Genomic DNA, 26,961 nt, shown 5'->3' with positions numbered 1-26,961 from the left:
TTGGGGCCTTCAAATACAAAAAAAACTATGGCGTTCAGAAAAAATAAAAAACTAAACAACGACTTTTCCAGAGTCACCATTAGTTTGGCTTCACCCGAGTCCATTTTGGACAGTTCACACGGGGAAGTTACACAACCTGAAACGATCAACTACAGGACTTACAAGCCTGAAATGGGTGGTTTGTTCTGTGAGCGGATATTTGGGCCGGTAAAAGACTGGGAATGTCATTGTGGAAAATACAAACGCATCAGGTATAAGGGGATCATATGTGACCGCTGTGGAGTGGAAGTTACCGAAAAGAAGGTAAGACGGGAAAGAATGGGCCATATCGAACTGGTAGTACCCGTAGCTCATATATGGTATTTCAAATCTCTTCCCAACAAGATTGGTTATCTTTTAGGCTTGCCCACCAAGAAGCTGGATCAGATCGTCTATTATGAAAGATACGTGGTCATTCAGGCTGGTGCCAAGGCAGATGATGGCTTGCAGTACCTGGACTTCCTGACAGAAGACGAATACCTGGACATCATGGACAAGCTTCCCAAAGAGAACCAGATGCTTGACGATGATGATCCCAATAAATTTATAGCCAAGATGGGTGCTGAAGCACTGGAAATGCTGCTCGCCAGGCTTGACCTGGACGACCTTTCCTATAGCTTGAGGCATCAGGCGGCTACAGATACCTCGCAGCAGCGAAAAGGAGAGGCTTTAAAGCGCCTGAAAGTCGTAGAAGCCTTCAGGGATGCCAGGACCAGAATAGAAAACCGACCGGAATGGATGGTTGTGCGCATGGTGCCTGTTATTCCACCTGAACTACGACCATTGGTGCCATTGGATGGGGGTAGGTTTGCTACTTCCGATCTGAACGACCTGTACAGGAGGGTTATTATCCGAAATAACAGGCTGAAAAGACTTATTGATATCAAAGCACCGGAAGTAATCCTTAGAAATGAAAAAAGGATGCTTCAGGAAGCAGTAGATTCCTTATTCGATAATTCCCGAAAAGTAAATGCGGTAAGATCTGATGGTAACCGTGCGCTAAAATCCCTTTCTGATATGTTGAAAGGGAAGCAGGGTCGATTCAGACAAAACCTGTTGGGAAAAAGGGTGGATTATTCCGGCCGTTCGGTGATTGTAGTAGGTCCTGAGTTAAAACTGCATGAATGTGGCTTGCCTAAAAACATGGCTGCTGAGCTATTCAAACCTTTTATCATCAGAAAATTGATTGAAAGGGGGATAGTAAAAACTGTAAAATCTGCCAAGAAGATAGTCGACCGAAAGGATCCGGTAGTCTGGGATATACTGGAAAATGTTCTTAAAGGACATCCTGTTCTGTTGAACAGGGCTCCAACCCTGCACAGGCTGGGTATACAGGCTTTCCAGCCAAAGTTGATCGAGGGAAAAGCCATACAGCTTCACCCCTTGGTCTGTACTGCGTTTAACGCTGACTTTGATGGTGACCAGATGGCCGTACACGTTCCCCTGGGGCATGAAGCCATTTTGGAAGCATCAACCCTGATGCTCTCTTCGCATAATATCCTCAACCCTGCCAATGGTGCGCCGATTACGGTTCCTTCTCAGGACATGGTTTTGGGACTTTACTATGTGACCAAGGGCATGAAGTCTACGGATGAAAATCCGGTAGAGGGAGAAGGCATGACATTCTATGGACAGGAGGAAGTATTGATAGCCCTTAATGAGGGAGCCATATCCAAGCATGCCCATATTAAATGTAAGGTGAAGGTTAGAAAAGAAGACGGATCCCTGGCCGATGAAATTGTAGATACCGTTGCAGGCCGGTTGATTTTCAATCAATTTGTGCCGCTTCAGGTAGGTTACGTGAATGAACTCTTGACCAAGAAAAAACTGCAGCAGATTATTGCAGAGGTGGTAAAGATATGTGGTATAGCCCGTTCAGCCCAGTTCCTGGATGACATCAAACACCTTGGTTTCCAAATGGCTTATCAGGGTGGCCTGTCCATGGGTCTGGATGATGTGATCATTCCGGAAGACAAGGAGCCTTTGATAGAAAAAGCCAAAACGGAAGTGGATCAGGTATGGAACAATTACCTGATGGGATTGATTACCGATAATGAGCGGTACAATCAGGTCATCGATATCTGGACCCGAACCAATTCCAACCTGACCAATATACTGATGCGTCAGATGGAAGAGGATAACCAGGGCTTCAATGCCATCTACATGATGATGCACTCCGGAGCCAGAGGTTCCAGAGAGCAAATCAGACAGCTGGGTGGTATGAGAGGGCTGATGGCGAAGCCTCAAAAGAACCTGCAGGGCTCTGTAGGGGAGATCATTGAAAATCCTATTCTGTCCAACTTTAAAGAAGGACTGGATGTATTGGAGTACTTTATCTCTACTCACGGTGCCCGTAAAGGTCTTGCCGATACAGCCTTGAAAACTGCTGATGCCGGTTACCTGACCAGAAGGTTAGTGGATGTGGCACAGGACATGATCATCTCTGAGGAAGATTGTGGCACATTGAGGGGATTGGTTGTTCAGGCTTTGAAGGACAATGATGAGATCGTAGAACCTTTATCCGAAAGGGTAGTGGGCAGGATCGCTGTTCATGATGTAATAGATCCCATCTCAGACGAACTGATCATCTCTTCAGGAGAAGAAATCACTGATGTGGTAGCCAAGGCTATCGATGATTCAGCAGTTGAAGAAATTGAGATCAGATCCGTCCTTACCTGTGAAACCCGCAGAGGGGTTTGTTCCAAATGCTACGGTAGGAACCTGGCCACTGGAAAACAAGTTCAGGTAGGCGAGTCTGTTGGAGTAATTGCCGCCCAATCCATCGGAGAACCTGGTACCCAGCTGACATTGAGAACCTTCCACGTAGGGGGTACAGCCTCCAATATTTCGGTGGAAGCAAGTATCAACTCCAAGTTTGATGGAATTGTTGAGTTTGAAGAAGAATTGCGTTGGATCAAAACTACCAATAAGGATGGTGATGAAGTGGCCATCGTGATGGGAAGATCCGGCGAGATTAAAGTTAATGATGTCAAATCTGGTAAAACTTTGGTTTCCAATCATGTGCCATATGGTGCGATATTGAATGTCACTGATGGACAGAAGATAGCCAAGGGAGAATCCTTGTGCACCTGGGATCCATACAACGCCGTGATTTTGTCTGAGTTTGATGGAAAAGTTGATTTTGAAGCCATAATCGAAGGGGTCACCTACAAAGAGGTGGCAGATGATCAGACAGGATACAGGGAAAAGGTGATCATTGATACCAAGGATAAGACCAAAAACCCTGCTGTAATCGTTGAGCATGGAGACGAGTCAAAATCCTACAATATTCCTGTTGGGGCGCACTTATCCGTAGAAAAAGGAGAAGAGGTCAAATCCGGGCAAATATTGGTAAAAATACCGCGTTCTGTTGGTAAAACCCGGGATATTACCGGTGGTTTGCCAAGGGTAACCGAATTGTTTGAAGCCAGAAACCCATCTAATCCGGCGGTAGTATCAGAAATTGACGGTGTAGTCATTTATGGCGGAATCAAACGAGGAAATCGGGAGATATTTATAGAGTCCAGGGATGGTGTCAGGAAACGTTATATGGTGTCCCTATCCAAACATATTCTGGTTCAGGAAAATGATTTTATCCGAGCGGGAGAACCCCTTTCAGATGGAGCCATTACACCCAACGATATCCTTTCTATCAAAGGACCGACAGCTGTTCAGGAATACCTGGTGAACGAAATTCAGGAAGTTTACCGACTACAAGGGGTGAAAATCAACGACAAGCACATCGAGGTAATTGTGAGCCAGATGATGCAAAAAGTTGAGATCCTAGATGCCGGTGATACAGGATTTTTGCAAAACCAGATTGTAGATAAATGGGCTTTCCGCGAGGAGAATGATGTGATACTGGACAAGAAGGTAGTGATGGATGCAGGAGATTCTGCCACCCTGAAGCCTGGTATGATCATTACCGCCAGAAGGTTGAGGGATGAAAATTCCAGCCTGAAGCGTAAAGACATGAAATTGGTTCAGGTTCGGGACGCACAAACTGCTGTTTCTCAGCCTACCCTGCAGGGAATTACCGCCTCTTCTTTGGGAACCGAGAGCTTTATTTCGGCTGCCTCCTTCCAGGAGACCACCAAGGTACTGAGTGAAGCAGCTATCAGAGGAAAGCGGGATGAGTTGCTGGGACTGAAAGAAAATGTGATTGTAGGTCACCTGATACCTGCCGGTACCGGTCAGCGTAAATTTGGTAAACTGATTGTTGGTTCTCAGGAAGAATACGAATTGTTGACTGCCGAAAAGGAAAGCAGCAGCAGAAAAGTAAGGGAAACCATCAAATAGAGAATTGCTCTTATGAAAAAAAGGGCCTGCTGATTGATGCAGGCCTTTTTTTCTTAAAAACTTCAACATGGAAGAAGACAACAAGACAGAAAAAGATCAAAAACAACAAATCAATGTTGAGCTTTCGGATGAAATTGCTGAAGGGATCTATTCCAATTTGGCGATGATTGCTCACTCCAATTCCGAGTTTGTGATTGATTTTATCCGGTTGATGCCAGGTATTCCGAAAGCCAAAGTCAAATCCAGGATCATCATGACTCCTGATCATGCCAAACGCTTGCTACTGGCATTGAAAGACAATATTGAAAAATATGAAAAGGCATTCGGAAAGATTGAAGGAGGAATGGAAGCGCCCCAATTTCCTTTGAATTTTGGCGGTACCCCTGGAGAGGCTTAGCAGCGGATGAATCTTCCCCAGTTTCAAAAAGCAACAGTTAAATGTTGGTCACCAGACAGGTCATAAAATATAACTCCTTAATTTTGTTTGTTTTATTGATTTGTTTACCTTTGCAATCCGAATTTTATAAGTTTAAAAGCAGAATATTTAATTTATCTATTAATGCCTACTATACAACAGTTAGTTAGAAAAGGTAGAACCACTCTTGAGAGTAAATCCAAGTCAAGGGCTTTGGATGCCTGCCCCCAAAGGAGAGGTGTATGTACCAGGGTGTACACCACCACACCAAAGAAGCCTAACTCTGCCATGAGAAAAGTGGCCAGGGTTAGATTGACCAACGGAAAAGAAGTGAATGCTTACATTCCGGGAGAAGGTCACAACCTCCAGGAGCACTCTATTGTGTTGATCCGTGGTGGTAGGGTAAAAGACCTGCCGGGAGTGAGGTACCACATTATCCGGGGAGCCCTGGATACAGCCGGAGTGAAGGACCGTAAGCAGGGCCGTTCCAAATATGGAGCCAAGCGTCCCAAGGCCGCAAAAAAATAATGTAATTAATATAGATTAAAATGAGAAAAGCAAAACCAAAAAAGAGGTATATTCTTCCTGACCCCAAATTCAATGACACTTTGGTCACCAGGTTCGTCAATTGTCTGATGGTGGATGGTAAGAAAAGTATTGCTTACAGAATTTTCTACGATGCCATAGAAAAGGTAGAAGATAAAGTAGGTGAGAATGGTCTTGAGGTTTGGAAAAAAGCGCTGAACAATATCACTCCCGCTGTTGAGGTGAAGAGTCGTAGGGTTGGTGGAGCAACTTTCCAGGTACCTTTGGAAGTAAGACCAGAGCGTAAAATTTCCCTGGGGATCAAGTGGATGATTACTTTCGCCAGAAAAAGAGGAGAAAAGACGATGATGGACAGGCTGGCAGGAGAAATAATCTCCGCATCTAAAGGAGAAGGCGCTGCTGTGAAGAAAAAAGACGACACGCATAGAATGGCAGAAGCCAATAAAGCATTCTCGCATTTTAGATTTTAATGAATAATGGCTAAGAAAGACTTAAAATATCTCAGAAACATAGGTATCATGGCGCATATTGACGCCGGAAAAACAACCACCTCTGAACGTATCCTGTATTATACCGGAATTTCTCACAAAATTGGAGAAGTTCACGATGGTGCAGCTACCATGGACTGGATGGAGCAGGAGCAGGAGAGGGGTATTACCATTACCTCTGCTGCAACTACGACAAAATGGAAGTACCCCACTATTCAGGGGCTGGCCAATGATGATACCAAAGATTATCAAATCAACCTGATTGATACTCCCGGTCACGTAGACTTTACCGTGGAAGTGGAAAGGTCTCTCAGGGTACTCGATGGTGCAGTGGCTTTGTTTTGTGCGGTATCGGGTGTAGAACCTCAATCTGAGACCGTTTGGAGACAAGCGGATAAATACCACGTTCCCAGAATCTGTTTTGTCAATAAAATGGATAGGGCAGGAGCTGATTTTTTCAATGCAGTAGCTGAAATAAAAGAAAAACTGGGAGCCAATCCTGTGCCACTTCAGATTCCGATAGGTGCTGAAGACACCTTTAAGGGAGTGGTAGACCTGATCACCAACCAGGCTGTTGTCTGGAATGAAGAGGATCAGGGGATGACTTATAAGGTAATTGATATTCCCGAAGACCTGAAGGAAACCGTTGCAGAATACAGACAAAGTCTGGTAGAGCAAGTGGCTTCTTATGATGAGGCTTTGATGGAAAAGTTCTTTGAGGATGAAAACTCCATCACCAAAGATGAAATGATGGCTGCTATCCGTAAGGCGGTGATCAATATGGATTTCTCTCCTGTACTTTGTGGTTCTGCTTTTAAAAACAAAGGCGTACAGGCCCTATTGGATGCGGTAATAGCCTACCTTCCTTGTCCACTGGATTTGCCACCGGTAAAAGGCACCAATCCAGACACTGAGGAAGCGGTGCTCAGGCATCCCGATAGTGATGATCACTTTGCTGCGCTGGCTTTTAAAATTGCCACTGATCCCTTCGTAGGCCGCCTGGCTTTCATGAGGGTTTATTCTGGCAAGCTGGAAGCAGGCTCTTATGTGTTCAACACAAGGACAGATAAAAAAGAGCGTATTTCCAGACTTCTTCAAATGCACTCCAATAAGCAAAACCCTATAGACAGGGTAGAAGCTGGTGATATTTGTGCAGGAGTAGGTTTTAAAGACATTAAGACTGGAGATACCCTTTGTGATGAGAAGCATAAAGTGGTTTTGGAAGAAATGACTTTCCCTGAACCAGTAATCGGTTATGCGATTGAAGCCAAAACACAGGCGGATGTAGATAAACTGGGGATGGCGATTTCCAAATTGGTGGAAGAAGATCCTACACTACACGTGAACACCGACCATGAAACTGGTCAGGTGATTCTAAGAGGTATGGGAGAACTTCACCTGGAAATCATTATTGATCGCCTCAGGCGGGAATTCAAGGTAGAAATCAACCAGGGAGCTCCCCAGGTTGCCTATAAAGAAGCCCTTTTTTCCAGTGTAGAGCACAAAGAGGTTTACAAGAAGCAAACCGGTGGTAAGGGTAAATTTGCAGACATCGTCTTTGAAATCGGACCGAGAGAAGCAGATCCGGAAACCAATGAAATCAAGCCGGGATTGGACTTTGTGAACGGCATTGTAGGTGGAGTAATTCCAAAGGAATTTATCCCCGCTATTCAAAAAGGTTTTGCTGATGCCATGAAAAACGGACCTTTGGCAGGATATCCCATTGAGGCGATGAAAGTCAGGTTGTTTCATGGATCCTTCCATGACGTGGATTCCGATTCCCTTTCTTTTGAAATGGCAGCCAGGATTGGTTTCAAGGAGGCAGCCAAAAAGTGTAAGCCACAATTGTTGGAGCCTATAATGGCAGTAGAGGTAGTTTCCCCGGATGAATACACCGGACCGGTAACAGGAGACCTAAACCGTAGAAGAGGTCTGATGAAAGGGATGGATACCAAGGGTGCCGCCACAGTCATTAAGGCTTCGGTTCCTTTGTCTGAGCTGTTTGGTTATGTGACTGACCTGAGAACAATTTCTTCAGGTAGGGCTTCTGCCTCACTAACCTTTTCACATTATGACCCAGTTCCTAACAATATTGCTGAAGGTATCATTGCCAAAGTAAAAGGAGAAAAGGCTTAAAAAAATCGAAAATGAATCAGAAAATCAGAATAAAATTAAAGTCATACGATTATAGCCTGGTGGATAAGTCGTCAGAGAAAATCGTTAAAGCTGTAAAATCTACAGGTGCCATTGTGGTAGGGCCTATTCCTTTGCCAACCAAGAAGGAAAAATTTACCGTTTTGAAATCTCCCCACGTCAATAAAAAGGCCAGAGAGCAATTTCAACTTTGCACCTATAAAAGGCTGGTGGACATCTATTCAGGTAGTTCCAAAACTGTAGATGCCCTGATGAAAATTGAACTCCCAAGCGGAGTGGATGTAGAGATCAAAGTCTGACCTGCTCCATTGAAACGATTAAAAGCCCGTGCCAGTTTTGGCATGGGCTTTTTCGGTTAAGAAAATACGATCCGGATGGTAGTTTTGAAATATTCTCCTGCGAATGGCTTTTTAAGTAGCTAATTGTTTGAAAATATTCAGGTTGCGATTTGCAAGCTGAAATTAAATTACTAACTTTGCAATCCTTTAAAAGGGCACAGGTGTGTAAAGCCTTGTGAATCATTGTATATTATATATCCATAGATGTCTGGAATTATAGGTAAGAAAATCGGAATGACTAGTATTTTTAGTGCCGATGGACGTAATGTCGCATGCACGTTAGTAGAAGCTGGTCCTTGCGTAGTGACGCAAGTAAAAAATGTAGAAACAGACGGGTACAACGCTGTACAGTTGGCTTATGGTGAGCGTAAGGAGAAAAATACGCCCAAGCCATTGATCGGTCATTTCAAAAAGGCCGGTACAACGCCAAAGCAGAAAGTTGTTGAATTCAGGGATTTCAGAGTGGAATTCGAAGGACAGGTAGACATGGGTAAAACCGTCATATCTGATCAGATTTTTGTTGAAGGTGACTTTGTCGATGCCATCGGAACATCCAAAGGAAAGGGTTTTCAAGGCGTGGTAAAACGACATGGCTTTGGTGGTGTCGGAGGAGCTACCCACGGGCAGCACAACAGGCAACGTCATCCTGGTTCCATCGGTGCTTGCTCCTGGCCTTCCAGGGTCTTTAAAGGCATGAGAATGGCTGGAAGGACCGGAGGTAACAGGGTCAAAGTACTTAATTTAAAAGTACTTAAAATTTATCCTGAAAAGAACCTGCTTCTGGTAAGTGGTTCTATACCGGGAGCCAAAAATTCTTTTGTGATTCTAGAGAAGTAAGAAGATGGAATTAGCAATATTAAAACAGACCGGTGAAGACACCGGAAGAAAAGTGACGCTTTCCGAGGATATTTTCGCGGTTGAGCCTAACGATCACGCCATTTACCTTGATGTCAAACAATATTTGGCTAACAGGCGACAGGGTACACATAAATCAAAGGAAAGGGCCGAAATTTCCGGTTCTACCAAGAAGATTAAGAAGCAAAAAGGTACCGGAGGTGCTCGTGCAGGCTCTATCAAATCCCCGATTTTCAGGGGTGGCGGTAGGGTATTTGGACCCAAGCCAAGGGATTATTCTTTTAAATTGAATAAAAAATTAAAGCAGGTTGCCAGAAAGTCGGCTTTGTCATACAAGGCAAAGGACAATGGTTTGGTAATATTGGAAGATCTGGTTTTCGATGCACCCCGGACAAAAGATTACATCAAGCTGCTTTCCAATTTGTCGCTTACAGATAAAAAGACCCTGTTGGTAGTAGCTGAAAACAATCCAAATGTATACTTGTCTTCCAGAAATTTGCAAAAAGCAAAAGTACGAATGGTAGATGATTTGAATACGTATGAGCTTTTGGATGCCGATAGCCTGGTTTTTTGTGAAGGTGCATTGAGTAAATTAGAAACCCTTTTATCGAAATAAAATCATGGAGATATTAAAAAGACCTTTGATTACAGAAAAGATCTCAGCCATGAACGAACGTGGGGTCTACGGTTTTGTGGTAGAAAAAACTGCAAAGAAGCCTCAGATCAAGCAAGCTGTAGAGAAAATGTACGGTGTCAAAGTGGTTGGGGTACGTACCATGCGTTATGCGGCAAAAAAGAAAACCAGGTACACCAAAGCCAAGATAGTATCCGGCTATACCAACACATTTAAGAAGGCGATAGTACAGGTGGCGGAAGGTGAAATTATTGATTTTTACGGTGAAATTTAATTGAATCAAACCAATGGCAGTTAAAAAATTAAAACCTGTAACCCCCGGTACCCGATTTAGAGTGGCTCCATCTTTTGATGAGATCACCACTTCCAAACCGGAGAAGAGCCTATTGGCTCCTTTGAGAAAAACCGGAGGCAGGAACCATACTGGAAAAATGACCTCCAGGTATATCGGAGGCGGACATAAAAAAAGACTCAGGATTGTCGACTTTAAAAGACTTAAAGAGGGCGTACCTGCAGTAGTAAAAAGTATAGAATACGATCCCAACAGGACAGCCAGGATTGCCTTGTTGTTTTACAAGGATGGTACCAAGACTTACATGCTGGCTCCGGAAGGGCTGCAGGTTGGGCAAACCGTACTTTGTGGGGAGAATGCCAGTCCTGAGGTAGGCAACACCTTATTTTTGAAGGACATTCCTTTGGGTACCATTATCCACAACATTGAGTTAAAACCTGGAAAGGGTGGTGCCATGGCACGTAGTGCAGGTGGCTATGCTCAATTGCTGGCCAGAGAAGGAAAATATGTGACCGTCAAATTGCCTTCTGGTGAAATGAGGATGGTATTGGGGACTTGTAAAGCAACCATTGGTACAGTATCCAATGGGGAGCACATGAACGTAGTCCTTGGAAAAGCCGGCCGTAAGCGATGGTTGGGAAGAAGACCCAGAACCAGAGGTGTGGCCATGAACCCTGTCGATCACCCAATGGGTGGTGGAGAAGGCCGTTCATCCGGAGGGCACCCACGTTCCAGAACCGGTTTATTGGCTAAAGGTAAGAAAACCCGTTCCGTTAAGAAGTATTCCAATAAATTCATCATTAGCAGAAGATCTAAATAAACATGGCACGTTCATTAAAAAAAGGCCCTTATATAGAACATCATTTGGCAAAGAAAGTGGATGTCATGAACGATTCCGGGAAAAAATCCGTAATCAAGACCTGGTCAAGAAGGTCTATGATCTCTCCGGACTTCGTGGGACATACCTTTGCAGTGCATAATGGAAACAAATTTATCCCTGTGTTTGTGACAGACAATATGGTCGGCCATAAACTGGGTGAATTTGCTCCTACCAGAAATTTCCGTGGACACATTGCCAAAAAAGATAAAGGAAAGAGATAATCATGGAAGCAATAGCAAAATTAAAAAACGTTCCTACCTCTCCCAGAAAAATGCGTCTGGTTGCGGATCTGGTAAGGGGAAAGAAAGTTGGTCAGGCATTGAGTATCCTGAAATTCACCCCTAATCATGGGGCGATCAGGTTAGAAAAGCTGTTATTATCAGCCATTGCCAACTGGCAGGCAAAAAATCCTGAAGAGAAACTGGAAGATGCTGAATTATATGTCAAGACCATCGCTGTAGATGGTGGCAGGATGTTGAAAAGGCTTCGACCTGCACCTCAGGGCAGGGCCCATAGGATCCGTAAAAGATCAAATCATGTAACGCTAATCGTAGACTCCCTGGGTGGAGACGTTACCGCTGATATTGTTGAATCAAATGAAAATGAAGATTAAAATATGGGACAAAAAGTTAACCCAATTGGTTTAAGGCTTGGTATCATCAAGGGTTGGGACTCTAACTGGTATGGTGGACGTGATTTCGCTGAAAAGCTTTATGAAGACCAGAATATCAGGAAGTATGTATTTGCCAGGATTCCTAAAGGAGGCATATCCAAGGTAATCATTGAACGAACCCTCAAGAGAATTACCCTAACCATACAGACGGCACGTCCGGGTGTGGTAATTGGTAAAGGAGGTTCCGAGGTAGATAAGCTTAGGGAAGAATTAAAAAAGCTGACCAATAAGGATGTTCAGATCAATATTTTTGAGATCAAACGACCTGAATTGGATGCTAAATTGGTGGGAGAATCTATTGCCCAGCAATTGGAAGCAAGGATATCTTTCAGAAGAGCCATGAAACAATCCATTGCAGCTACTATGAGGGTAGGTGCAGAAGGAATAAAAGTAAAGCTTTCCGGAAGGCTGGGCGGTGCTGAGATGGCCAGGTCTGAGATGTATAAGGAAGGCAGAATACCTTTGCATACCATCCGTGCCGATGTGGACTATGCCCTGTCGGAAGCACAGACGGTATATGGTAAGATTGGTATTAAGGTTTGGATCTTCAAGGGTGAAGTTTACGGGAAGAGAGATCTTTCACCTAATCTAAGCACAGGAAGCGATGCCAAAGGCAATGCTCCGGCTGGAAACAGGAGAAGGAGAGAAGGTGGACCCAAGAGAAGAAAAAGAAACAACTAAACATCTTTAACTGAGCAATCATGTTACAGCCAAGAAGAACGAAATTTAGAAAAATGCACAAGGGGAGGATCAAAGGAATTGCCCAAAGGGGTCATACCCTGGCCTTTGGCAATTTTGGAATCAAATCCCTTGAGCCTGGATGGATCACCTCTAGACAAATAGAAGCTGCCCGTATTGCCATGACAAGAGCAATGAAAAGAGAGGGTCAGGTTTGGATCCGGATTTTCCCAGATAAACCCATTACCAAAAAGCCTGCAGAGGTAAGGATGGGTAAAGGTAAAGGAGCTCCCGAATATTGGGTTGCGGTGATCAAGCCGGGAACAATCCTTTTTGAAGCTACAGGTGTACCTGTAGAAGTAGCCCAGGAAGCGCTGAGATTGGCTCAGCAAAAGCTTCCTGTAAGTACCAAATTTGTCGTACGTAGAGATTACGTTGGATCATAAAGCAATGAAAAATTCTGAAATCAATGCTCTTACGGAGAGCGAAATCATATCACGCATAGCTGCGGAAAAGGAGAACCTGACAAAACTGCGTTTTGCTCATGCGATCTCTCCTATAGAGAATCCAAATAGAATCAAAGAATCAAGGCGTTTGGTCGCAAGGTTGAATACTTTTTTACGAGCCAAACAACTAGCTAAATAACAAATAAAATGGCTACTATAGAAAGAAACCTTCGTAAAGAAAGAATAGGTAAGGTAGTTAGCAACAAAATGGATAAATCCATTACCGTAGCTGTGGAAAGAAGGGTAAAACACCCCATGTACGGTAAGTTTGTTGGTAAAACTACCAAATTCATGGCTCATGACGAAAACAATGATTGTAACCCGGGAGACCTGGTTAAAATCAGCGAAACGCGTCCGCTGAGCAAAAGTAAACGTTGGAGATTGGTCGAAATAATAGAGAGGGCTTTATAAATCATGATACAGCAAGAATCCAGATTAAGCGTAGCGGACAATTCAGGCGCCAAAGAAGTGCTTGTAATCCGAGTTTTGGGAGGAACCAAAAGAAGGTATGCCTCCATTGGAGACAAGGTTGTCGTGACTGTCAAATCAGCCATTTCGTCCAGCAACATGAAAAAAGGCACTGTTTCCAAAGCGGTAATAGTAAGGACCAGAAAAGAAGTCCGTAGAAAAGACGGCTCCTATATCCGGTTTGAAGATAATGCGGCCGTACTTTTGAATAACAACGACGAACCCAGAGGTACCCGTATTTTTGGCCCTGTGGCCAGGGAACTGAGGGAGCGGCAGTTTATGAAAATTGTATCACTGGCCCCTGAAGTATTGTAAACATGGAAAGAAAATTTAACAAGCAACCTAAATTGCACATCAAATCCGGGGATACCGTTTTGGTAATTTCAGGTGACGACAAAGGCAAAAAAGGGAAAATCCTTTCTGTTGATCAAGCCAAAAGAAGGGCGATCGTGGAGGGTTTGAATATGGTAACCAAACATATCAAACCAACAGCGAATTCACCCCAGGGTGGCATTGAGAAGAAGGAAGCTCCCATTCATATCAGCAATCTGAAATTGGTAGATCCTAAAACAGGCGAAGCTACCAGGATTGGAAGAAAGAAAAATGAAGACGGAAAATTAGTAAGGTACTCTAAGAAAACCGGGGAGGTGATCAATGGCTAAACCTAGATTAAAAGAAAAGTTCGATAAAGAAATCACTTCAGAGCTGAAGGATAAATTTCAGTTTTCAAGTGTGATGCAGGTACCTAAACTTACCAAAATTGTTTTAAACAAAGGTATTGGTGCTGCTGTAGCAGATAAGAAACTGGTAGATCAGGGGGTAGAAGAATTATCACTGATCACCGGGCAGAGAGCTGTGGCTACCAAGGCCAAGAATTCCATATCCAACTTTAAGTTAAGGGATGGCATGCCGATTGGAGCAAAAGTAACTTTAAGGGGAGACCGCATGTATGAATTTCTTGACAGGTTGGTAAGCATTGCTTTACCAAGGGTAAGGGATTTTAAAGGGATTTCTGATAAAGGTTTTGACGGCCGCGGAAATTACACCCTAGGAGTAACAGAGCAAATCATATTCCCTGAAATCAGTATTGATAAAGTAAACAGGATCTCCGGAATGGACATTACCCTGGTGACAAGTACCAATAGTGATGAAGAGGCTTATGCGCTGCTCAAATCTCTGGGAATGCCTTTTGTAAATAAAAATAAAGAAGAATAATAATGGCAAGAGAATCGATAAAAGCCCGCGAGAGAAAGAGGGAGCGTTTGGTAGCAAAATATGCTAAAAAACGAGCTGAACTTAAAGCTGCTGGTGATTATGAAGCCTTGGATAAGCTTCCCAAGAATGCTTCTCCAGTAAGACTTCATAACCGATGCAAACTTACCGGCAGGCCCAAGGGATACATGAGAAAATTTGGTATCAACAGGGTGACTTTCAGAGAGATGGCTTCAGCAGGTAAAATTCCGGGTGTAACCAAGTCTAGCTGGTAAAAATTATATAATAGTTTTTATTCTAAATTTCATTGTGTAACTTTGCAGGCCCGTTAGGGTTTTGCAGTTAGACTAATACAAATATGACTGATCCAATAGCTGATTATCTAACCAGGTTGAGGAATGCCATCAAGGCTTCTCACCGGATAGTAGAAATACCTGCTTCGAACATGAAAAAAGAACTGACCAAGGTTCTTTTTGACAAAGGTTACATACAAAATTACAAATTTGTTGAAGATGGTCCTCAGGGAACGATTAAAATTGCCCTGAAGTACAATCCCCAAACAAAGGAAAATGCGATTGTTAACCTTTCGCGTATCAGTAAGCCAGGTTTAAGAAAATATGTAAATAAAGATACCCTCCCCAGAGTTATTAATGGTTTGGGAATCGCAATTATTTCCACCTCTAAAGGGGTGATGACTGACAAAGAAGCCCGTGTTGAAGGCGTGGGTGGAGAAGTACTTTGTTACGTTTATTAATCAATTGATATGTCTAGAATAGGTAAAAAACCGATAAATATACCGGCGGGTGTGACTGTAGACGTTTCTGATCACAATCAGGTAACTGTTAAAGGTCCCAAAGGTACTCTGGTACAGGAAGTAAATCCTGATATATCAGTAAAAATTGCGGACAATCAGGTGGTATTGGAAAGACCCACTGATTCAAAGCGTCATAAATCTCTGCATGGACTTTTCCGTTCCCTGGTAAACAATATGGTTATCGGTGTTCATGAAGGATATAAAAAAGAGCTGGAACTGGTAGGTGTAGGTTACAAAGCTACCAATCAAGGTCAAATTCTTGAACTTTCACTGGGTTACTCACATAATATATTTTTATTGGTTCCCCAGGAAATAGCTATCAAAACAGAAACTCCCAAAGGTAAAAATCCGCTGATTTCCCTGGAGGGAATTGATAAGGAACTAATCGGTCAGGTTGCCGCTAAGATCAAATCTCTGCGTAAAGTGGAGCCTTTCAAAGGTAAAGGTGTGAGATTTGTAGGTGAGCATATTAGACGTAAAGCTGGTAAAACTGCTGCTAAAAAATAATTAGAAGATGGCTTTCAAGAAAAAAACTAGAAGACTGAGAATTAAAAGGGGTATCCGAAGAAAGATTTCCGGTACCGATTCCAGGCCCAGACTTTCCGTATTCAAAAGTAATACCGGGATTTATGCACAATTGGTTGACGATTTAAAGGGTCAAACGCTAGCAGCCGCTTCCTCTAAGGAATTGGGTTCCAGTAAAAACATAAATGTATCCGTTTCCAAAGAAGTTGGGAAAAAGCTTGCTGAAAAAGCGGTAGCTAACGGCTTAAATGAAGTTGTTTTCGACAGAAGCGGGTATCTTTATCATGGAAATGTAAAAGCTTTGGCCGACGGTGCCAGAGAAGGAGGCCTTAAATTTTAATCATTATGTCCCAAATAAGTAAAAAACCCATTCGGGCTACAGATACAGAATTGAGTGAAAAAGTAGTTGCCATTAACAGGGTAGCTAAAGTGGTAAAAGGTGGACGTAGGTTCTCTTTTTCGGCCATTGTTGTGGTAGGAGATGGAAAAGGTGTGGTTGGTTTCGGTTTAGGTAAAGCCAATGAGGTAACCGATGCCATTACCAAGGGTGTTGAAGATGCCAAGAAAAACCTGATTAAAGTTCCCATGCTGAAGGGCACCATTCCCCATGACCAGTTAGGTAAATATGGAGGAGGATTGGTTTTGATCAAACCGGCAGCTCCCGGTACGGGAGTATTGGCAGGTGGAGCCATGCGTGCGGTGTTGGAAAGCGCCGGATATACCGATATCCTGGCCAAATCCAAGGGATCATCCAACCCACATAATGTGGTTAAAGCAACCATCGATGCGCTAGTTCATCTCAGAGATGCCATTGCGGTCTCTCAGCAGAGAAGGGTTAAATTATCTAAAGTATTTAACGGTTAAATTTATGGCTAAGGTTAAAGTTACGCAGATCAGGAGCATTATAAAGCGACCTAAGAATCAGAAAGCAACCATCGCTGCCCTCGGATTGGGGAAGATCAATAGGACTGTTGAAGTGGAGAACACCCCACAGATGCAAGGTATGATCAGAAAAATCAGCCATTTAGTTAAGGTTCAAGACGTTTAAAAACAGTAGCTTATAAGGCAATCTCTGTTTTAAACCAGTAGAAAATATATAGAAGATGAAATTACATACATTAAAACCAGCTGAAGGTTCCATCAAGACCCGAAAGAGAATTGGTCGGGGCCAGGGTTCCGGTAGGGGTGGTACCTCGACCAGAGGTCATAAAGGTGCAAAATCCAGGTCCGGGTATAAAACCAAGCTTGGCTTTGAAGGTGGTCAAATGCCTTTACAGCGAAGAGTACCCAAGTTTGGTTTTACCAGTCACAATAGGGTGGCTTACCAGGCAGTCAATTTGGATAAGATTCAGGAATTGGCCACTAAATTGAATGTAGACACCATTGATTTTGATGTTTTGCATGAAAATGGTTTAGTTTCCAAAAAAGATCTTGTAAAAGTGCTTGGAAGGGGCGAACTTACCTCAAAAGTAAATGTAAGTGCCCACAGTTTCTCCGCTACAGCCATTGCGGCGATTGAAAAGGTTGGAGGATCTGCTAATAAGATTTAATTCATGAAAAAGTTTATCACAACAGTAAAGAACATCTTTTCGATTGAGGATTTAAGAATTCGGATATTGAATACAATAGGCTTGCTTATTGTATTCAGAATTGGATCTTTTGTCGTCCTTCCCGGAGTGGATCCGAGTCGTCTTGGTGAAGCTGCCACAGGTATTTTCGGATTGATAGATACCTTTTTGGGCGGTTCTTTCAGTAGGGCTTCCATATTTGGCTTGGGTATCATGCCCTATATTTCTGCTTCAATTGTACTGCAATTGTTGACTGTTGGGGTACCGTATTTTCAAAAGTTGCAAAAAGAGGGCGAGTCTGGGCGGAAGCGAATCAATCAAATCACCCGGGTATTGACCATATTGATCACATTTGCTCAGGGAATAGGATACATAACTGCAACCATCCCTGATGAAGCAATCATGATTGACAAAACCCTCTTCATGGTATCAGCCTTGATCTTGCTTACTTCCGGGACCATGTTCTGTATGTGGATTGGTGAAAAGATTACCGAGAAAGGAATCGGCAATGGTATATCCATGTTGATTATGATTGGTATTATTTCAGCGCTACCGGGTGCCATCATTTCAGAAAGTTTGTCAAAAGGTGGAGGGGGAATCCTCTTGTTGATCCTTGAAGCCGTTATCTTGTTTTTCGTAGTGGTTGGCGTGGTAGCTTTGACAGAAGCTGTCAGAAGAATTCCGGTACAGTACGCCAAGCAGGTAGTTGGAGGAAAAGTGTATGGTGGTCAACGCCAGTATATTCCTATTAAAGTGAATGCTTCCGGGGTAATGCCTATCATCTTTGCACAGTCCCTGATGTTTCTACCTGCACTTATTGCTCAGATTTGGGCAGAGTCAAGTGATATTGCTGCCTATATCGGAACCACTTTCAGTGACTTTACCTCCTGGCAATACAATTTGGTTTTCGCATTGATGATCATATTATTCACCTTTTTCTATACGGCCATTACCGTAAATCCCGAACAAATAGCGGAAGATATGAAACGAAATGGGGGGTTTGTTCCGGGTATTAAACCTGGTGCACCTACATCTGAATTCATTGATAATATCATTTCAAGAATCACGCTTCCTGGTTCTATTTTGTTGGCCCTTGTAGCGATCATGCCTGCCTTTGCCATTATAGCAGGAGTGAGTGGTGAATTTGCCCAATTCTATGGAGGAACGTCCCTGCTGATTATGGTAGGTGTTATCCTCGATACCTTGCGACAAATAGAAAGTTATTTGCTGATGAGGCATTATGAAGGAATGATGAAAAGTGGTAACATGAAAAATGATCCTTCTAGTTACGCTGTAGCTTAAGTATGATACAGTATAAGTCAGAAGAAGAGATTGAACTTATAAAAGAAAGTGCGCAGATTCTCGGAAAAGCGCACGGCGAGGTAGCCAAACATGTGAAAGAAGGAGTAAAGACTGCTTCTTTAGATAAAATTGCTGAAGAATTTATCCGGGATCACCAAGGCGTTCCTTCATTCAAGGGATATAATGGGTTTCCCGCATCACTGTGTATTTCTGTGAATGAAGTAGTTGTTCACGGGTTTCCCAGTCAGTATGTATTGAAAGATGGCGATATAATCTCAATAGATTGTGGAGTCTTTCACCAAGGTTTTCATAGCGATTCCGCTTATACTTACCCTGTTGGTGAAGTTTCTCCCAAAGTTATTGCGCTTTTAAAGGCTACCAAGGAATCCCTTTATGTGGGGATAGAAAAGGCTGTTTTCGGCAATCGTGTTGGCGATATTGGAAATGGCATTCAAAAGTTTGTTGAGGCCAAAGGTTATACAGTTGTAAGAGAGCTGGTCGGTCATGGGCTGGGCAAACAGCTTCACGAACCTCCCGAGGTACCCAATTGGGGAAAAAGGGGGAGTGGAGCGAAATTGAAAGAAGGAATGGTGCTGGCAATTGAACCCATGGTAAATCTCGGAACAAGGAATGTCGTTCAGGAGAGGGATGGTTGGACCATCAGAACAGCAGATCGAAAGCCCTCTGCTCATTATGAACATACTGTTGCCATATTTGAGGACAAAACAGAGATCTTGACAACGCATCGTTATATAGAAGAGAATTTTAAATTTTAATTATGGCTAAACAGGCATCTATAGAGCAGGACGGCACCATTGTGGAAGCATTGTCCAATGCAATGTTTAAAGTGGAGCTGGAGAATGGTCATCAACTTATTGCTCATATTTCCGGTAAAATGCGGATGAATTACATCAAGATTTTACCCGGAGACAAGGTAAAGTTAGAAATGTCTCCTTATGACCTTTCCAAGGGAAGGATTGTATACCGCTATAAATAAGCGAAAGGGAGCAATCAAAAAGTATCGGTAATTAGAAAAAGTAGTATTGATATGAAAGTTAAAGCATCTATTAAAAAGAGAAGTGTTGACTGCAAGGTAATCCGGAGGAAAGGAAAGCTTTACGTGATCAACAAAAAGAATCCTAAGTTTAAACAAAGACAAGGTTAAATACTATGGCTAGAATTGCAGGTGTCGATATACCGGACAATAAACGTGGTGAAGTAGGCCTTACTTATATTTTTGGTATTGGTCGGAGTACGGCCAGGGCCATCCTTAATAAGGCAGGTATTTCTTTGGATAAGAAAGCCGGGGAATGGGATGATGATGAATCAACCGCTATCAGGAACATTATTGCTGAAGAATACAAGACAGAAGGTGTTCTCAAGTCTGAGGTACAGTTAAGTATTAAAAGGCTAATGGATATTGGCTGTTACAGGGGTTTGAGGCACAGAAAAGGTTTGCCTGTCCGTGGTCAGAAAACAAAGAATAACGCCAGAACCAGAAAAGGTAAGAGAAAAACTGTTGCCAATAAGAAGAAAGCGACTAAATAAATCCTGACATAGATTATGGCTCAGAAAAGAAACGAAAAGACAAAAGCTAAAAAGCGGGTTGTTAAAGTTGAAGCGGTGGGACAAGCCCATATCAAAGCTTCATTCAATAATATCATTATCTCTATTACCAACAATTCGGGTCAGGTTATTTCCTGGGCCTCTGCTGGTAAAATGGGATTCAGGGGTTCTAAAAAGAATACGCCTTACGCTGCTCAGATGGCTGCTCAGAATTGTGGACAAGTAGCATATGACCTTGGTCTGAGAAAGATCGAGGTATTTGTTAAAGGTCCTGGAGCAGGCAGGGAATCTGCTATCAGAACCCTCCAAAATGTTGGTTTGGATGTAACTACCATTACCGATGTTACACCATTACCTCACAATGGTTGTCGTCCTCCCAAACGCAGAAGAGTTTAATTTAAAGAAAAATAAGCATGGCTAGATATAGAGGTCCAAAAGCAAAAATTGCCAGAAAATTTGGCGAGCCCATTGAAGGGCAAAGCAAAGTGCTTCAGAAGAAGAATTATCCTCCTGGGATGCACGGTAGGGGTAGAAGGAAAAAGCAATCTGAATTCGCCATCCAGTTGATGGAAAAACAAAAAGCCAAATACATCTATGGCGTTTTGGAAAGACAATTTGCTAAAATGTTTAACATTGCTTCCAGGAAAAAGGGGGTAACCGGTGAAAACCTGTTGCAATTGCTGGAAGCCCGGTTGGACAATACTGTGTATCGTTTGGGTATCGCTCCTACCAGAAGAGGTGCCAGGCAATTGGTTTCCCACAAGCATATACTTGTGAATGGTAACCTTGTCAATATCCCTTCTTACCTTTTGAAACCCGGCGACGTGGTTGGAGTAAGAGAAAAATCCAAGTCATTGGAAGCGATTACCGAAAGCCTTAGAGGCAGAGGAACAACCCGATTTAGCTGGTTGGAATGGGACAATGGTTCCCTAAGCGGTAAGTTTGTTAATGTTCCATTAAGGGAGGATATTCCGGAGAACATCAAAGAACAACTGATCGTTGAATTGTACTCTAAGTAATCATTTACATTCCTAAAAAAAGAATTAAAGATATGTCCATATTAGCATTTCAAATGCCAGAAAAGGTGGTAATGGAAAAAGCAGATGATTTTCATGGTCTGTTTACGTTCAAACCACTTGAGAAAGGATACGGGGTAACCATTGGAAACGCCCTTAGAAGGATTCTTTTGTCTTCACTGGAAGGATATGCCATCACTGCAGTAAAATTACCCGGTGTGGTGCATGAGTTTTCCAGTATAGAAGGAGTGGTTGAAGACGTTACTGACATCATTCTTAACCTGAAGCAGGTTAGGTTCAAAAAGATCCATGATGCGATCGACAATAAAATTACTGTCGAAGTAAAGAACAAGGATGTTTTTACTGCAGGTGATATTGCTAAATTCACCACCTCTTTTGAGATTCTGAATCCTGAATTGGTCATATGTCACCTGGATGATTCCAAAACCCTTGAGATCGAACTTAGTGTGGACAAGGGAAGGGGATATCTTCCAGCAGAAGAATCTAAGCCAAAGGAACAGCTTTATGGAACCATCTCTATGGATGCTATTTTTACACCCATAAAGAATGTGAAATATAGGATAGAGAATACCCGGGTGGAGCAAAAGACCGACTATGAGCAACTTATCATGGAAGTCAGTACTGATGGTTCTATTCATCCGGAAAAAGCCCTTCAGGAGTCTGCCAAAATTCTGATTCAACATTTCATGTTGTTTTCAGATCAGACCATGGTCATTGATGCTCCTGGCAGTGGCGCAATTGAGCCCATTGATGAGGAATACCTGCACATGAGGAAATTGTTGAAAACCTCCCTGAGTGATCTGGATTTATCTGTCAGGGCTTACAATTGCCTGAAAGCTGCTGATGTGAAGACATTGGGGGACCTGGCTAAATTGGAGATTTCAGACATGATGAAATTCAGGAATTTTGGTAAAAAATCCCTGGCGGAATTGGAGCAGTTGATCCAGGAAAAAGGCCTGACTTTCGGCATGGATCTTTCAAAGTATAAACTTGATGAAGAATAATTAAAATGAGACACGGTAAGAAATTTAACCATTTAGGTAGAACCGCCTCACATAGAAAGGCCATGCTTTCAAATATGGCCAAGTCTCTTTTGGAACACAAGCGGATCAGTACTACCCTTGCCAAGGCCAAAGAGCTGAGGAAATATATCGAACCTTTGATCACCAAGGCCAAAGAAGATACCACACACAATAGAAGAATTGCATTCGGGTACCTGAAAAATAAAGAAGCCATCAAGCTTCTTTTTGGGGAAGTAGTAGAAAAAGTTGGCAACAGGCCAGGCGGCTATACCCGAATCATTAAAACCGGTTTTAGGCTGGGTGATAATGCGGAAATGTGTATCATTGAGCTGGTCGATTACAACGAATTGTTGTTGAAAGATGAACAGCCAACCAAAAAGTCTGGCCGAAGAAGAAGCCGAAGGGGATCCGGCAAAAGCAGTGATTCATCTGACGTACCTGTGGCTGAAGAGGTCAAGGAAGAGAAGGAAACGCCCAAGGCAAAGAAAAAGGCCAAGGATCCTGCTGCTGAAGAGAAATCTGAAGATGTTGCTGATAGTGCAGCCGATGCACCGGAAGCTGCTGCTGATAAAGATGCACCGGAGTCTGCTGGTGATGAAGACGCAGATAAAAAAGATGACGATAAAAAATCTGAGTGATTTATGCTTTATCGTAGGAAAAGAATGGGATTGGGCTTTGGTTCAATCCCTTTTTTTGTATCCTTTTCTTTGAATGCTTTCTACTACTTATAAATTTCTTAAATTTGCCTATCAAAAATTGACATGAACAAGAAAAAAGCCACCCTTCTTTTAGCAGATGGAACTGTTTTTACCGGTAGTTTAGTGGGTAGTCACGGGACCAATGGCGGAGAGATTTGCTTCAATACCGGGATGACCGGTTATCAGGAAATCTATACTGATCCGTCCTACACAGGACAAATCATCGTAAATACCACAGCTCATATAGGAAACTATGGGGTGGTAGAAGAGGATGAAGAATCTGATCGGCCATTAATCGCCGGCATTGTCGTAAATGATTTTTCGGAAATCTACAGCCGTCTGGATGCCAGAGAATCCCTGCAAGAGTACCTGGAACGACATGGTATCACGGGCATTGCTGATGTGGATACCCGGAAACTGGTCAGGCATATCAGATCAAAAGGCGCCATGAATGCCATTATCAGTTCCGAAATAGAGGACCTGGATGCCTTGAAAAAGGAATTGGACAAGGTCCCTGATATGAATGGCCTTGAATTGTCTTCACAGGTGTCTACCAAAACGCCCTATTTTCACGGAGATGAAAAAGCTGCCATAAGGGTGGCCTGTGTAGATTATGGGATTAAAAAGAACATCTTAAGGTGCTTTGAAGAACGAGGGGTTTATTGTAAAGTATTTCCTGCCAAGACCAGTTTTGCGGAAATGGAACAATGGAAGCCTGATGCTTATTTTCTTTCAAATGGTCCAGGTGACCCAGCTGTGATGCAGTATGCAGTAGATACTACCAAAGAGATCCTGGAAAATAACAAACCCTTGTTTGGGATTTGTCTGGGGCACCAGCTTTTAGCCAGGGCATGTGGTGTGTCTACCTACAAAATGCATCATGGGCACCGCGGGCTTAACCATCCCATTAAAAACCTGCTTACCGGAAAAAGTGAGATCACTTCACAAAACCATGGTTTTGTGGTAAGTCGGGAAGATATTGACCTGAACGATCAATTGGAAATTACCCATTTGCACCTCAACGATGGGACCGTAGCAGGTATAAGGGTGAAAGACAAGCCCGCCTTTTCGGTTCAGTACCATCCGGAAAGTTCGCCTGGTCCCCACGATTCCAGGTATTTATTCGAACAATTTATTTCATTCTTACAGAACTAATTCATTAACCTTATATTGTTATGACATTGATACAATCCATTCACGCAAGACAAATTTTAGATTCCAGGGGAAACCCTACAGTTGAGGTAGATGTATTTACCGAAAATGGAGCTTTTGGAAGGGCAGCCGTACCCAGTGGTGCTTCTACAGGCGTTCACGAAGCCGTAGAATTGAGGGACGGAGATAAAAACATTTATATGGGTAAAGGTGTGTTGAAGGCCGTAGCCAATGTAAATGACCTGATAGCTCCGGAATTGATCGGATTTGATGTTTTTGAGCAAAATCAAATCGACCAGATCATGCTGAGTCTTGATGGAACCAAGAATAAATCCAAGTTGGGAGCAAATGCCATATTGGGTGTTTCCCTGGCAGTAGCCAAGGCAGCTGCCATGGAATCCGGCCAGCCCCTGTACAGGTACATCGGTGGAGTAAATGCCAACACCCTGCCTGTTCCCATGATGAATATCCTGAATGGTGGCTCGCATGCTGACAATGGTATTGATTTTCAGGAGTTTATGGTGATGCCAGCTGGAGCTTCTTCTTTTTCAGAATCCCTAAGGATGGGTGCCCAGATTTTCCATGAGTTGAAAGCAGTGCTGAAGAGCAAAGGACTTTCTACCAATGTGGGTGACGAAGGAGGATTTGCTCCGGACCTCAAAAATAATGTGGAAGCCATTGAAGTGGTCCTGCAGGCCATAGAGAAAGCAGGATTCCGACCCGGAGAGGATGTGTTCATAGCCATGGATCCTGCCTCCTCTGAATTCTATGATGAAGAAAAAGGATTGTACGTATTTAAGAAATCTACTGGTGATGAACTTACTTCCGAACAAATGGCCAACTACTGGACCGAATGGGTAAATAAATATCCCATTAAATCCATCGAAGACGGCATGCAGGAAGATGATTGGAAGGGTTGGAAAATGATGACTGAGGCTGTAGGAGATAAAATCCAGATTGTCGGAGACGACCTCTTCGTGACCAATGTAGAAAGATTGCAAAAGGGAATTGACGAGAATATTGCCAATGCCTTGCTTGTAAAAGTAAACCAGATTGGATCCCTTACCGAAACGATCAATGCGGTGGATTTGTGTCACCGAAACAAATACAAATCGGTCATGTCCCACCGTTCCGGAGAAACGGAAGATTCCACCATCGCAGACCTGGCAGTGGCATTGAATACAGGACAAATCAAAACCGGATCCGCCTCCCGTTCAGATAGGATGGCCAAGTACAACCAGTTGCTGAGAATTGAAGAGCAGCTGGGCGATTCAGCCTATTTCCCCGGATTGAAGTTTTAATGCAGTATTAACCTGTTTTATTTTCTTTCGGTGATGAGGGAAATAAAAAGCATAATTGAAAAAACCCTTTTAAGGCCCGGAGCTTTGAAAGGGTTTTTCTATTTAAAAGATAGGGTATTTGTTTATTTTCATATCTTCGGTTTATAGTTTGAATTGCATCAGCTTTATTTCCTGATACATAAGAATATATTTTTGTTTTCAAATAATTAAGATTATTACAAGGAAACAATGAAAATGATGGCAATCATTTCTTTCTGCTTACTGTTGCTGGGATCATTCCTCAGCATTCCTTTAATGGCCCAGAAGATTAAGGTAGAAGGTAGGGTAGTGGATGAGGAAACAAATTTGCCCTTGCCTTTTGTCACAGTATTTGTAAACAATACTGCTGAAGGCACCATTGCAGATGAAAATGGAAAGTTTGAACTGGAAATGGAAGCAGGCCATTATGAACTGGTCCTGTCTTTGGTTGGATATGAAAACCTGGTTTATTCGACAGATTTCTCAGGTGAGCTCCCTCGGTTTGTTTTTGAGATGGCCCAGAAGCCCATCGACCTGAAGGAATTGCAAGTGGATGGAGAAAGGAGCAGTGAGTGGTACGAAAACCTGAAGCTCTTTGAATACCATTTTTTGGGTAACAGCCGTTTTGCCACAAGCTGCAATATTATTAATCCGGAGGTTTTGGTCATTGACTTTGATCAATCGTTACTGAAAGTTTACAGCACCGACTTTTTAATTATAGAAAATCATGCACTCGGATACCGCATAGATTATCTTTTGAACTCCTTTGAGTTGGATACCGAGAAAAAAATATTTCACTTTTTGGGCTATCCCAGGTATACCGAAATGGATGGAGGGAAAATAAAACAACGCAGGTGGAAAAGAAACCGGTCATCGGCATACCGGGGTTCCTGGTTGCATTTTAAGCGCAGTCTGATAAAAGGTGTTACAGACCAGGAAGGGTTCGAGGTAAGGAAAATGAAGCAGGTACCAAATCCGGAACGTCCTTCAGAAAGGGCAATTCTTGAGGCAAAACAGCAACTTGAAATTACCAAGGATTTACCCTACAGCATTTTCAGGGACTCTTTATCGGCAATTGTTAGCAAGGAGTCCCTTCCAAAAATAATTGATAAAGTAGAACCCGACCCACTGAAAGAATCGGAATATAGCACTGTCACTGATGGAGAACTTACTTTGGAGTTTGATGATTTTTTGCAAATCACCTTTACCAGAGGGAAAGTCAGCAGGGAGTTTATCCATTCATTTGTACCAGGCAAAGCTCCCAGATCCCCCTATCCTGTTTCATTTTTAAGGCAAACGGCCCCTGTATCGATATACCCAACCGGTTTGGAGGCCAATCCCCTTTCCCTGTATCTGGAGGGGTATTGGAGCTGGCAAAGAATGGGGGATGATTTACCCATTGATTATGAATTGCCCGATTAAAATTGATATGGGATAAGCCGTTTTTGGAAGGTTGGTAATAGTTTTCCTATATTTGGATA

Annotated in this window: 38 protein-coding genes; all 38 read left to right on the top strand. The window is 42.9% G+C overall.

Annotation, left to right across the window (positions count from 1 at the left end):
- Window positions 1-27 precede the first annotated feature (27 nt).
- The 38 genes from rpoC (at window position 28) to GL182_RS14035 (ending at window position 26,902) form a co-directional block, all read left to right on the top strand.
- Window positions 28-4,338, top strand: a complete 4,311-nt coding sequence (gene rpoC, locus GL182_RS14220; RefSeq protein WP_163380340.1) for a DNA-directed RNA polymerase subunit beta' — start codon at window positions 28-30, stop codon at window positions 4,336-4,338.
- Window positions 4,339-4,405: 67 nt separating this feature from the next.
- Window positions 4,406-4,735, top strand: coding sequence for a DUF3467 domain-containing protein (locus GL182_RS14215; protein WP_163380339.1), 330 nt, complete (start codon window positions 4,406-4,408; stop codon window positions 4,733-4,735).
- A 162-nt stretch (window positions 4,736-4,897) separates the two neighbouring features.
- On the top strand, window positions 4,898-5,281 hold the full coding sequence (gene rpsL, locus GL182_RS14210; RefSeq protein ID WP_009053171.1) for a 30S ribosomal protein S12: 384 nt from the start codon (window positions 4,898-4,900) through the stop codon (window positions 5,279-5,281).
- 20 nt (window positions 5,282-5,301) lie between these two features.
- Entirely contained in the window at window positions 5,302-5,769 is a 468-nt protein-coding gene (rpsG, locus tag GL182_RS14205; protein ID WP_163380338.1) for a 30S ribosomal protein S7, read from the top strand.
- 48 nt (window positions 5,770-5,817) lie between these two features.
- Entirely contained in the window at window positions 5,818-7,923 is a 2,106-nt protein-coding gene (gene fusA, locus GL182_RS14200; RefSeq protein ID WP_410266447.1) for an elongation factor G, read from the top strand.
- Between the two features lie 11 nt (window positions 7,924-7,934).
- Window positions 7,935-8,240 (top strand): 30S ribosomal protein S10, encoded by a 306-nt coding sequence (gene rpsJ, locus GL182_RS14195; RefSeq protein ID WP_073095396.1) that lies wholly within the window; start codon window positions 7,935-7,937, stop codon window positions 8,238-8,240.
- Between the two features lie 243 nt (window positions 8,241-8,483).
- Complete coding sequence (gene rplC, locus GL182_RS14190; RefSeq protein WP_163380336.1) at window positions 8,484-9,116, top strand: 50S ribosomal protein L3; 633 nt, start codon at window positions 8,484-8,486, stop codon at window positions 9,114-9,116.
- A 4-nt stretch (window positions 9,117-9,120) separates the two neighbouring features.
- Window positions 9,121-9,750 carry a 50S ribosomal protein L4 gene (rplD, locus tag GL182_RS14185; protein WP_163380335.1) on the top strand — a complete coding sequence of 210 codons (630 nt, stop codon included), beginning with the start codon at window positions 9,121-9,123 and terminating at the stop codon, window positions 9,748-9,750.
- 4 nt (window positions 9,751-9,754) lie between these two features.
- Window positions 9,755-10,042: a 50S ribosomal protein L23 gene (gene rplW / locus GL182_RS14180; RefSeq protein WP_163380334.1), complete on the top strand. Its 288-nt coding sequence runs from the start codon at window positions 9,755-9,757 to the stop codon at window positions 10,040-10,042.
- 13 nt (window positions 10,043-10,055) lie between these two features.
- Window positions 10,056-10,880, top strand: coding sequence for a 50S ribosomal protein L2 (rplB, locus tag GL182_RS14175; protein WP_163380333.1), 825 nt, complete (start codon window positions 10,056-10,058; stop codon window positions 10,878-10,880).
- 2 nt (window positions 10,881-10,882) lie between these two features.
- Complete coding sequence (gene rpsS, locus GL182_RS14170) at window positions 10,883-11,161, top strand: 30S ribosomal protein S19 (protein ID WP_073095400.1); 279 nt, start codon at window positions 10,883-10,885, stop codon at window positions 11,159-11,161.
- Between the two features lie 2 nt (window positions 11,162-11,163).
- Entirely contained in the window at window positions 11,164-11,553 is a 390-nt protein-coding gene (gene rplV, locus GL182_RS14165) for a 50S ribosomal protein L22 (RefSeq protein ID WP_163380332.1), read from the top strand.
- Between the two features lie 3 nt (window positions 11,554-11,556).
- Entirely contained in the window at window positions 11,557-12,294 is a 738-nt protein-coding gene (gene rpsC, locus GL182_RS14160; RefSeq protein WP_163380331.1) for a 30S ribosomal protein S3, read from the top strand.
- A 20-nt stretch (window positions 12,295-12,314) separates the two neighbouring features.
- Window positions 12,315-12,737, top strand: coding sequence for a 50S ribosomal protein L16 (gene rplP, locus GL182_RS14155; RefSeq protein ID WP_073095403.1), 423 nt, complete (start codon window positions 12,315-12,317; stop codon window positions 12,735-12,737).
- Window positions 12,738-12,741: 4 nt separating this feature from the next.
- Window positions 12,742-12,936 (top strand): 50S ribosomal protein L29, encoded by a 195-nt coding sequence (gene rpmC, locus GL182_RS14150; RefSeq protein WP_163380330.1) that lies wholly within the window; start codon window positions 12,742-12,744, stop codon window positions 12,934-12,936.
- An 8-nt stretch (window positions 12,937-12,944) separates the two neighbouring features.
- A complete protein-coding gene (rpsQ, locus tag GL182_RS14145; RefSeq protein ID WP_163380329.1) occupies window positions 12,945-13,208 on the top strand; it encodes a 30S ribosomal protein S17 in 264 nt (87 codons plus the stop codon).
- A gap of 3 nt (window positions 13,209-13,211) precedes the next feature.
- A complete protein-coding gene (gene rplN / locus GL182_RS14140; RefSeq protein WP_163380328.1) occupies window positions 13,212-13,580 on the top strand; it encodes a 50S ribosomal protein L14 in 369 nt (122 codons plus the stop codon).
- 2 nt (window positions 13,581-13,582) lie between these two features.
- Entirely contained in the window at window positions 13,583-13,927 is a 345-nt protein-coding gene (gene rplX, locus GL182_RS14135) for a 50S ribosomal protein L24 (RefSeq protein WP_163380327.1), read from the top strand.
- Window positions 13,920-14,480 (top strand): 50S ribosomal protein L5, encoded by a 561-nt coding sequence (gene rplE, locus GL182_RS14130; protein ID WP_163380326.1) that lies wholly within the window; start codon window positions 13,920-13,922, stop codon window positions 14,478-14,480. Before rplX ends, rplE begins: the two co-directional genes overlap by 8 nt.
- Window positions 14,481-14,482: 2 nt before the next feature.
- A complete protein-coding gene (gene rpsN / locus GL182_RS14125) occupies window positions 14,483-14,752 on the top strand; it encodes a 30S ribosomal protein S14 (protein WP_026956459.1) in 270 nt (89 codons plus the stop codon).
- An 83-nt stretch (window positions 14,753-14,835) separates the two neighbouring features.
- Window positions 14,836-15,231 carry a 30S ribosomal protein S8 gene (rpsH, locus tag GL182_RS14120; protein WP_163380325.1) on the top strand — a complete coding sequence of 132 codons (396 nt, stop codon included), beginning with the start codon at window positions 14,836-14,838 and terminating at the stop codon, window positions 15,229-15,231.
- Window positions 15,232-15,240: 9 nt separating this feature from the next.
- Entirely contained in the window at window positions 15,241-15,798 is a 558-nt protein-coding gene (gene rplF, locus GL182_RS14115; RefSeq protein WP_163380324.1) for a 50S ribosomal protein L6, read from the top strand.
- A 7-nt stretch (window positions 15,799-15,805) separates the two neighbouring features.
- Window positions 15,806-16,156, top strand: coding sequence for a 50S ribosomal protein L18 (gene rplR / locus GL182_RS14110; RefSeq protein WP_163380323.1), 351 nt, complete (start codon window positions 15,806-15,808; stop codon window positions 16,154-16,156).
- Between the two features lie 5 nt (window positions 16,157-16,161).
- Window positions 16,162-16,680, top strand: coding sequence for a 30S ribosomal protein S5 (gene rpsE, locus GL182_RS14105; protein WP_163380322.1), 519 nt, complete (start codon window positions 16,162-16,164; stop codon window positions 16,678-16,680).
- A gap of 4 nt (window positions 16,681-16,684) precedes the next feature.
- Window positions 16,685-16,864: a 50S ribosomal protein L30 gene (rpmD, locus tag GL182_RS14100; RefSeq protein WP_163380321.1), complete on the top strand. Its 180-nt coding sequence runs from the start codon at window positions 16,685-16,687 to the stop codon at window positions 16,862-16,864.
- A gap of 55 nt (window positions 16,865-16,919) precedes the next feature.
- Window positions 16,920-17,366 (top strand): 50S ribosomal protein L15, encoded by a 447-nt coding sequence (rplO, locus tag GL182_RS14095; RefSeq protein ID WP_163380320.1) that lies wholly within the window; start codon window positions 16,920-16,922, stop codon window positions 17,364-17,366.
- 3 nt (window positions 17,367-17,369) lie between these two features.
- Entirely contained in the window at window positions 17,370-18,686 is a 1,317-nt protein-coding gene (secY, locus tag GL182_RS14090; RefSeq protein ID WP_163380319.1) for a preprotein translocase subunit SecY, read from the top strand.
- A gap of 2 nt (window positions 18,687-18,688) precedes the next feature.
- Window positions 18,689-19,462 (top strand): type I methionyl aminopeptidase, encoded by a 774-nt coding sequence (gene map, locus GL182_RS14085; RefSeq protein ID WP_163380318.1) that lies wholly within the window; start codon window positions 18,689-18,691, stop codon window positions 19,460-19,462.
- 2 nt (window positions 19,463-19,464) lie between these two features.
- Window positions 19,465-19,683: a translation initiation factor IF-1 gene (gene infA / locus GL182_RS14080; RefSeq protein WP_073095415.1), complete on the top strand. Its 219-nt coding sequence runs from the start codon at window positions 19,465-19,467 to the stop codon at window positions 19,681-19,683.
- Between the two features lie 51 nt (window positions 19,684-19,734).
- Complete coding sequence (gene rpmJ / locus GL182_RS14075; protein ID WP_009034194.1) at window positions 19,735-19,851, top strand: 50S ribosomal protein L36; 117 nt, start codon at window positions 19,735-19,737, stop codon at window positions 19,849-19,851.
- Between the two features lie 5 nt (window positions 19,852-19,856).
- Window positions 19,857-20,234, top strand: coding sequence for a 30S ribosomal protein S13 (gene rpsM / locus GL182_RS14070; protein WP_163380317.1), 378 nt, complete (start codon window positions 19,857-19,859; stop codon window positions 20,232-20,234).
- A gap of 15 nt (window positions 20,235-20,249) precedes the next feature.
- On the top strand, window positions 20,250-20,648 hold the full coding sequence (gene rpsK, locus GL182_RS14065) for a 30S ribosomal protein S11 (RefSeq protein ID WP_014020645.1): 399 nt from the start codon (window positions 20,250-20,252) through the stop codon (window positions 20,646-20,648).
- A 17-nt stretch (window positions 20,649-20,665) separates the two neighbouring features.
- Window positions 20,666-21,271 (top strand): 30S ribosomal protein S4, encoded by a 606-nt coding sequence (gene rpsD / locus GL182_RS14060; protein WP_163380316.1) that lies wholly within the window; start codon window positions 20,666-20,668, stop codon window positions 21,269-21,271.
- 32 nt (window positions 21,272-21,303) lie between these two features.
- Complete coding sequence (locus GL182_RS14055; RefSeq protein ID WP_163380315.1) at window positions 21,304-22,293, top strand: DNA-directed RNA polymerase subunit alpha; 990 nt, start codon at window positions 21,304-21,306, stop codon at window positions 22,291-22,293.
- A gap of 5 nt (window positions 22,294-22,298) precedes the next feature.
- Complete coding sequence (rplQ, locus tag GL182_RS14050) at window positions 22,299-22,949, top strand: 50S ribosomal protein L17 (protein ID WP_163380314.1); 651 nt, start codon at window positions 22,299-22,301, stop codon at window positions 22,947-22,949.
- Between the two features lie 123 nt (window positions 22,950-23,072).
- Entirely contained in the window at window positions 23,073-24,164 is a 1,092-nt protein-coding gene (carA, locus tag GL182_RS14045; RefSeq protein ID WP_163380313.1) for a glutamine-hydrolyzing carbamoyl-phosphate synthase small subunit, read from the top strand.
- A 20-nt stretch (window positions 24,165-24,184) separates the two neighbouring features.
- Window positions 24,185-25,462 (top strand): phosphopyruvate hydratase, encoded by a 1,278-nt coding sequence (gene eno, locus GL182_RS14040; RefSeq protein WP_163380312.1) that lies wholly within the window; start codon window positions 24,185-24,187, stop codon window positions 25,460-25,462.
- Between the two features lie 234 nt (window positions 25,463-25,696).
- Window positions 25,697-26,902: a carboxypeptidase-like regulatory domain-containing protein gene (locus GL182_RS14035; protein ID WP_163380311.1), complete on the top strand. Its 1,206-nt coding sequence runs from the start codon at window positions 25,697-25,699 to the stop codon at window positions 26,900-26,902.
- The last annotated feature ends 59 nt before the right edge of the window (window positions 26,903-26,961 follow it).

Origin of the sequence: Cyclobacterium sp. SYSU L10401, assembly GCF_010993705.1 — a bacterium.
Lineage (GTDB): Bacteria > Bacteroidota > Bacteroidia > Cytophagales > Cyclobacteriaceae > Cyclobacterium.
Note: the sequence above shows the minus strand (reverse complement) of the source record. Positions and strands in the feature narration are given on the sequence as shown.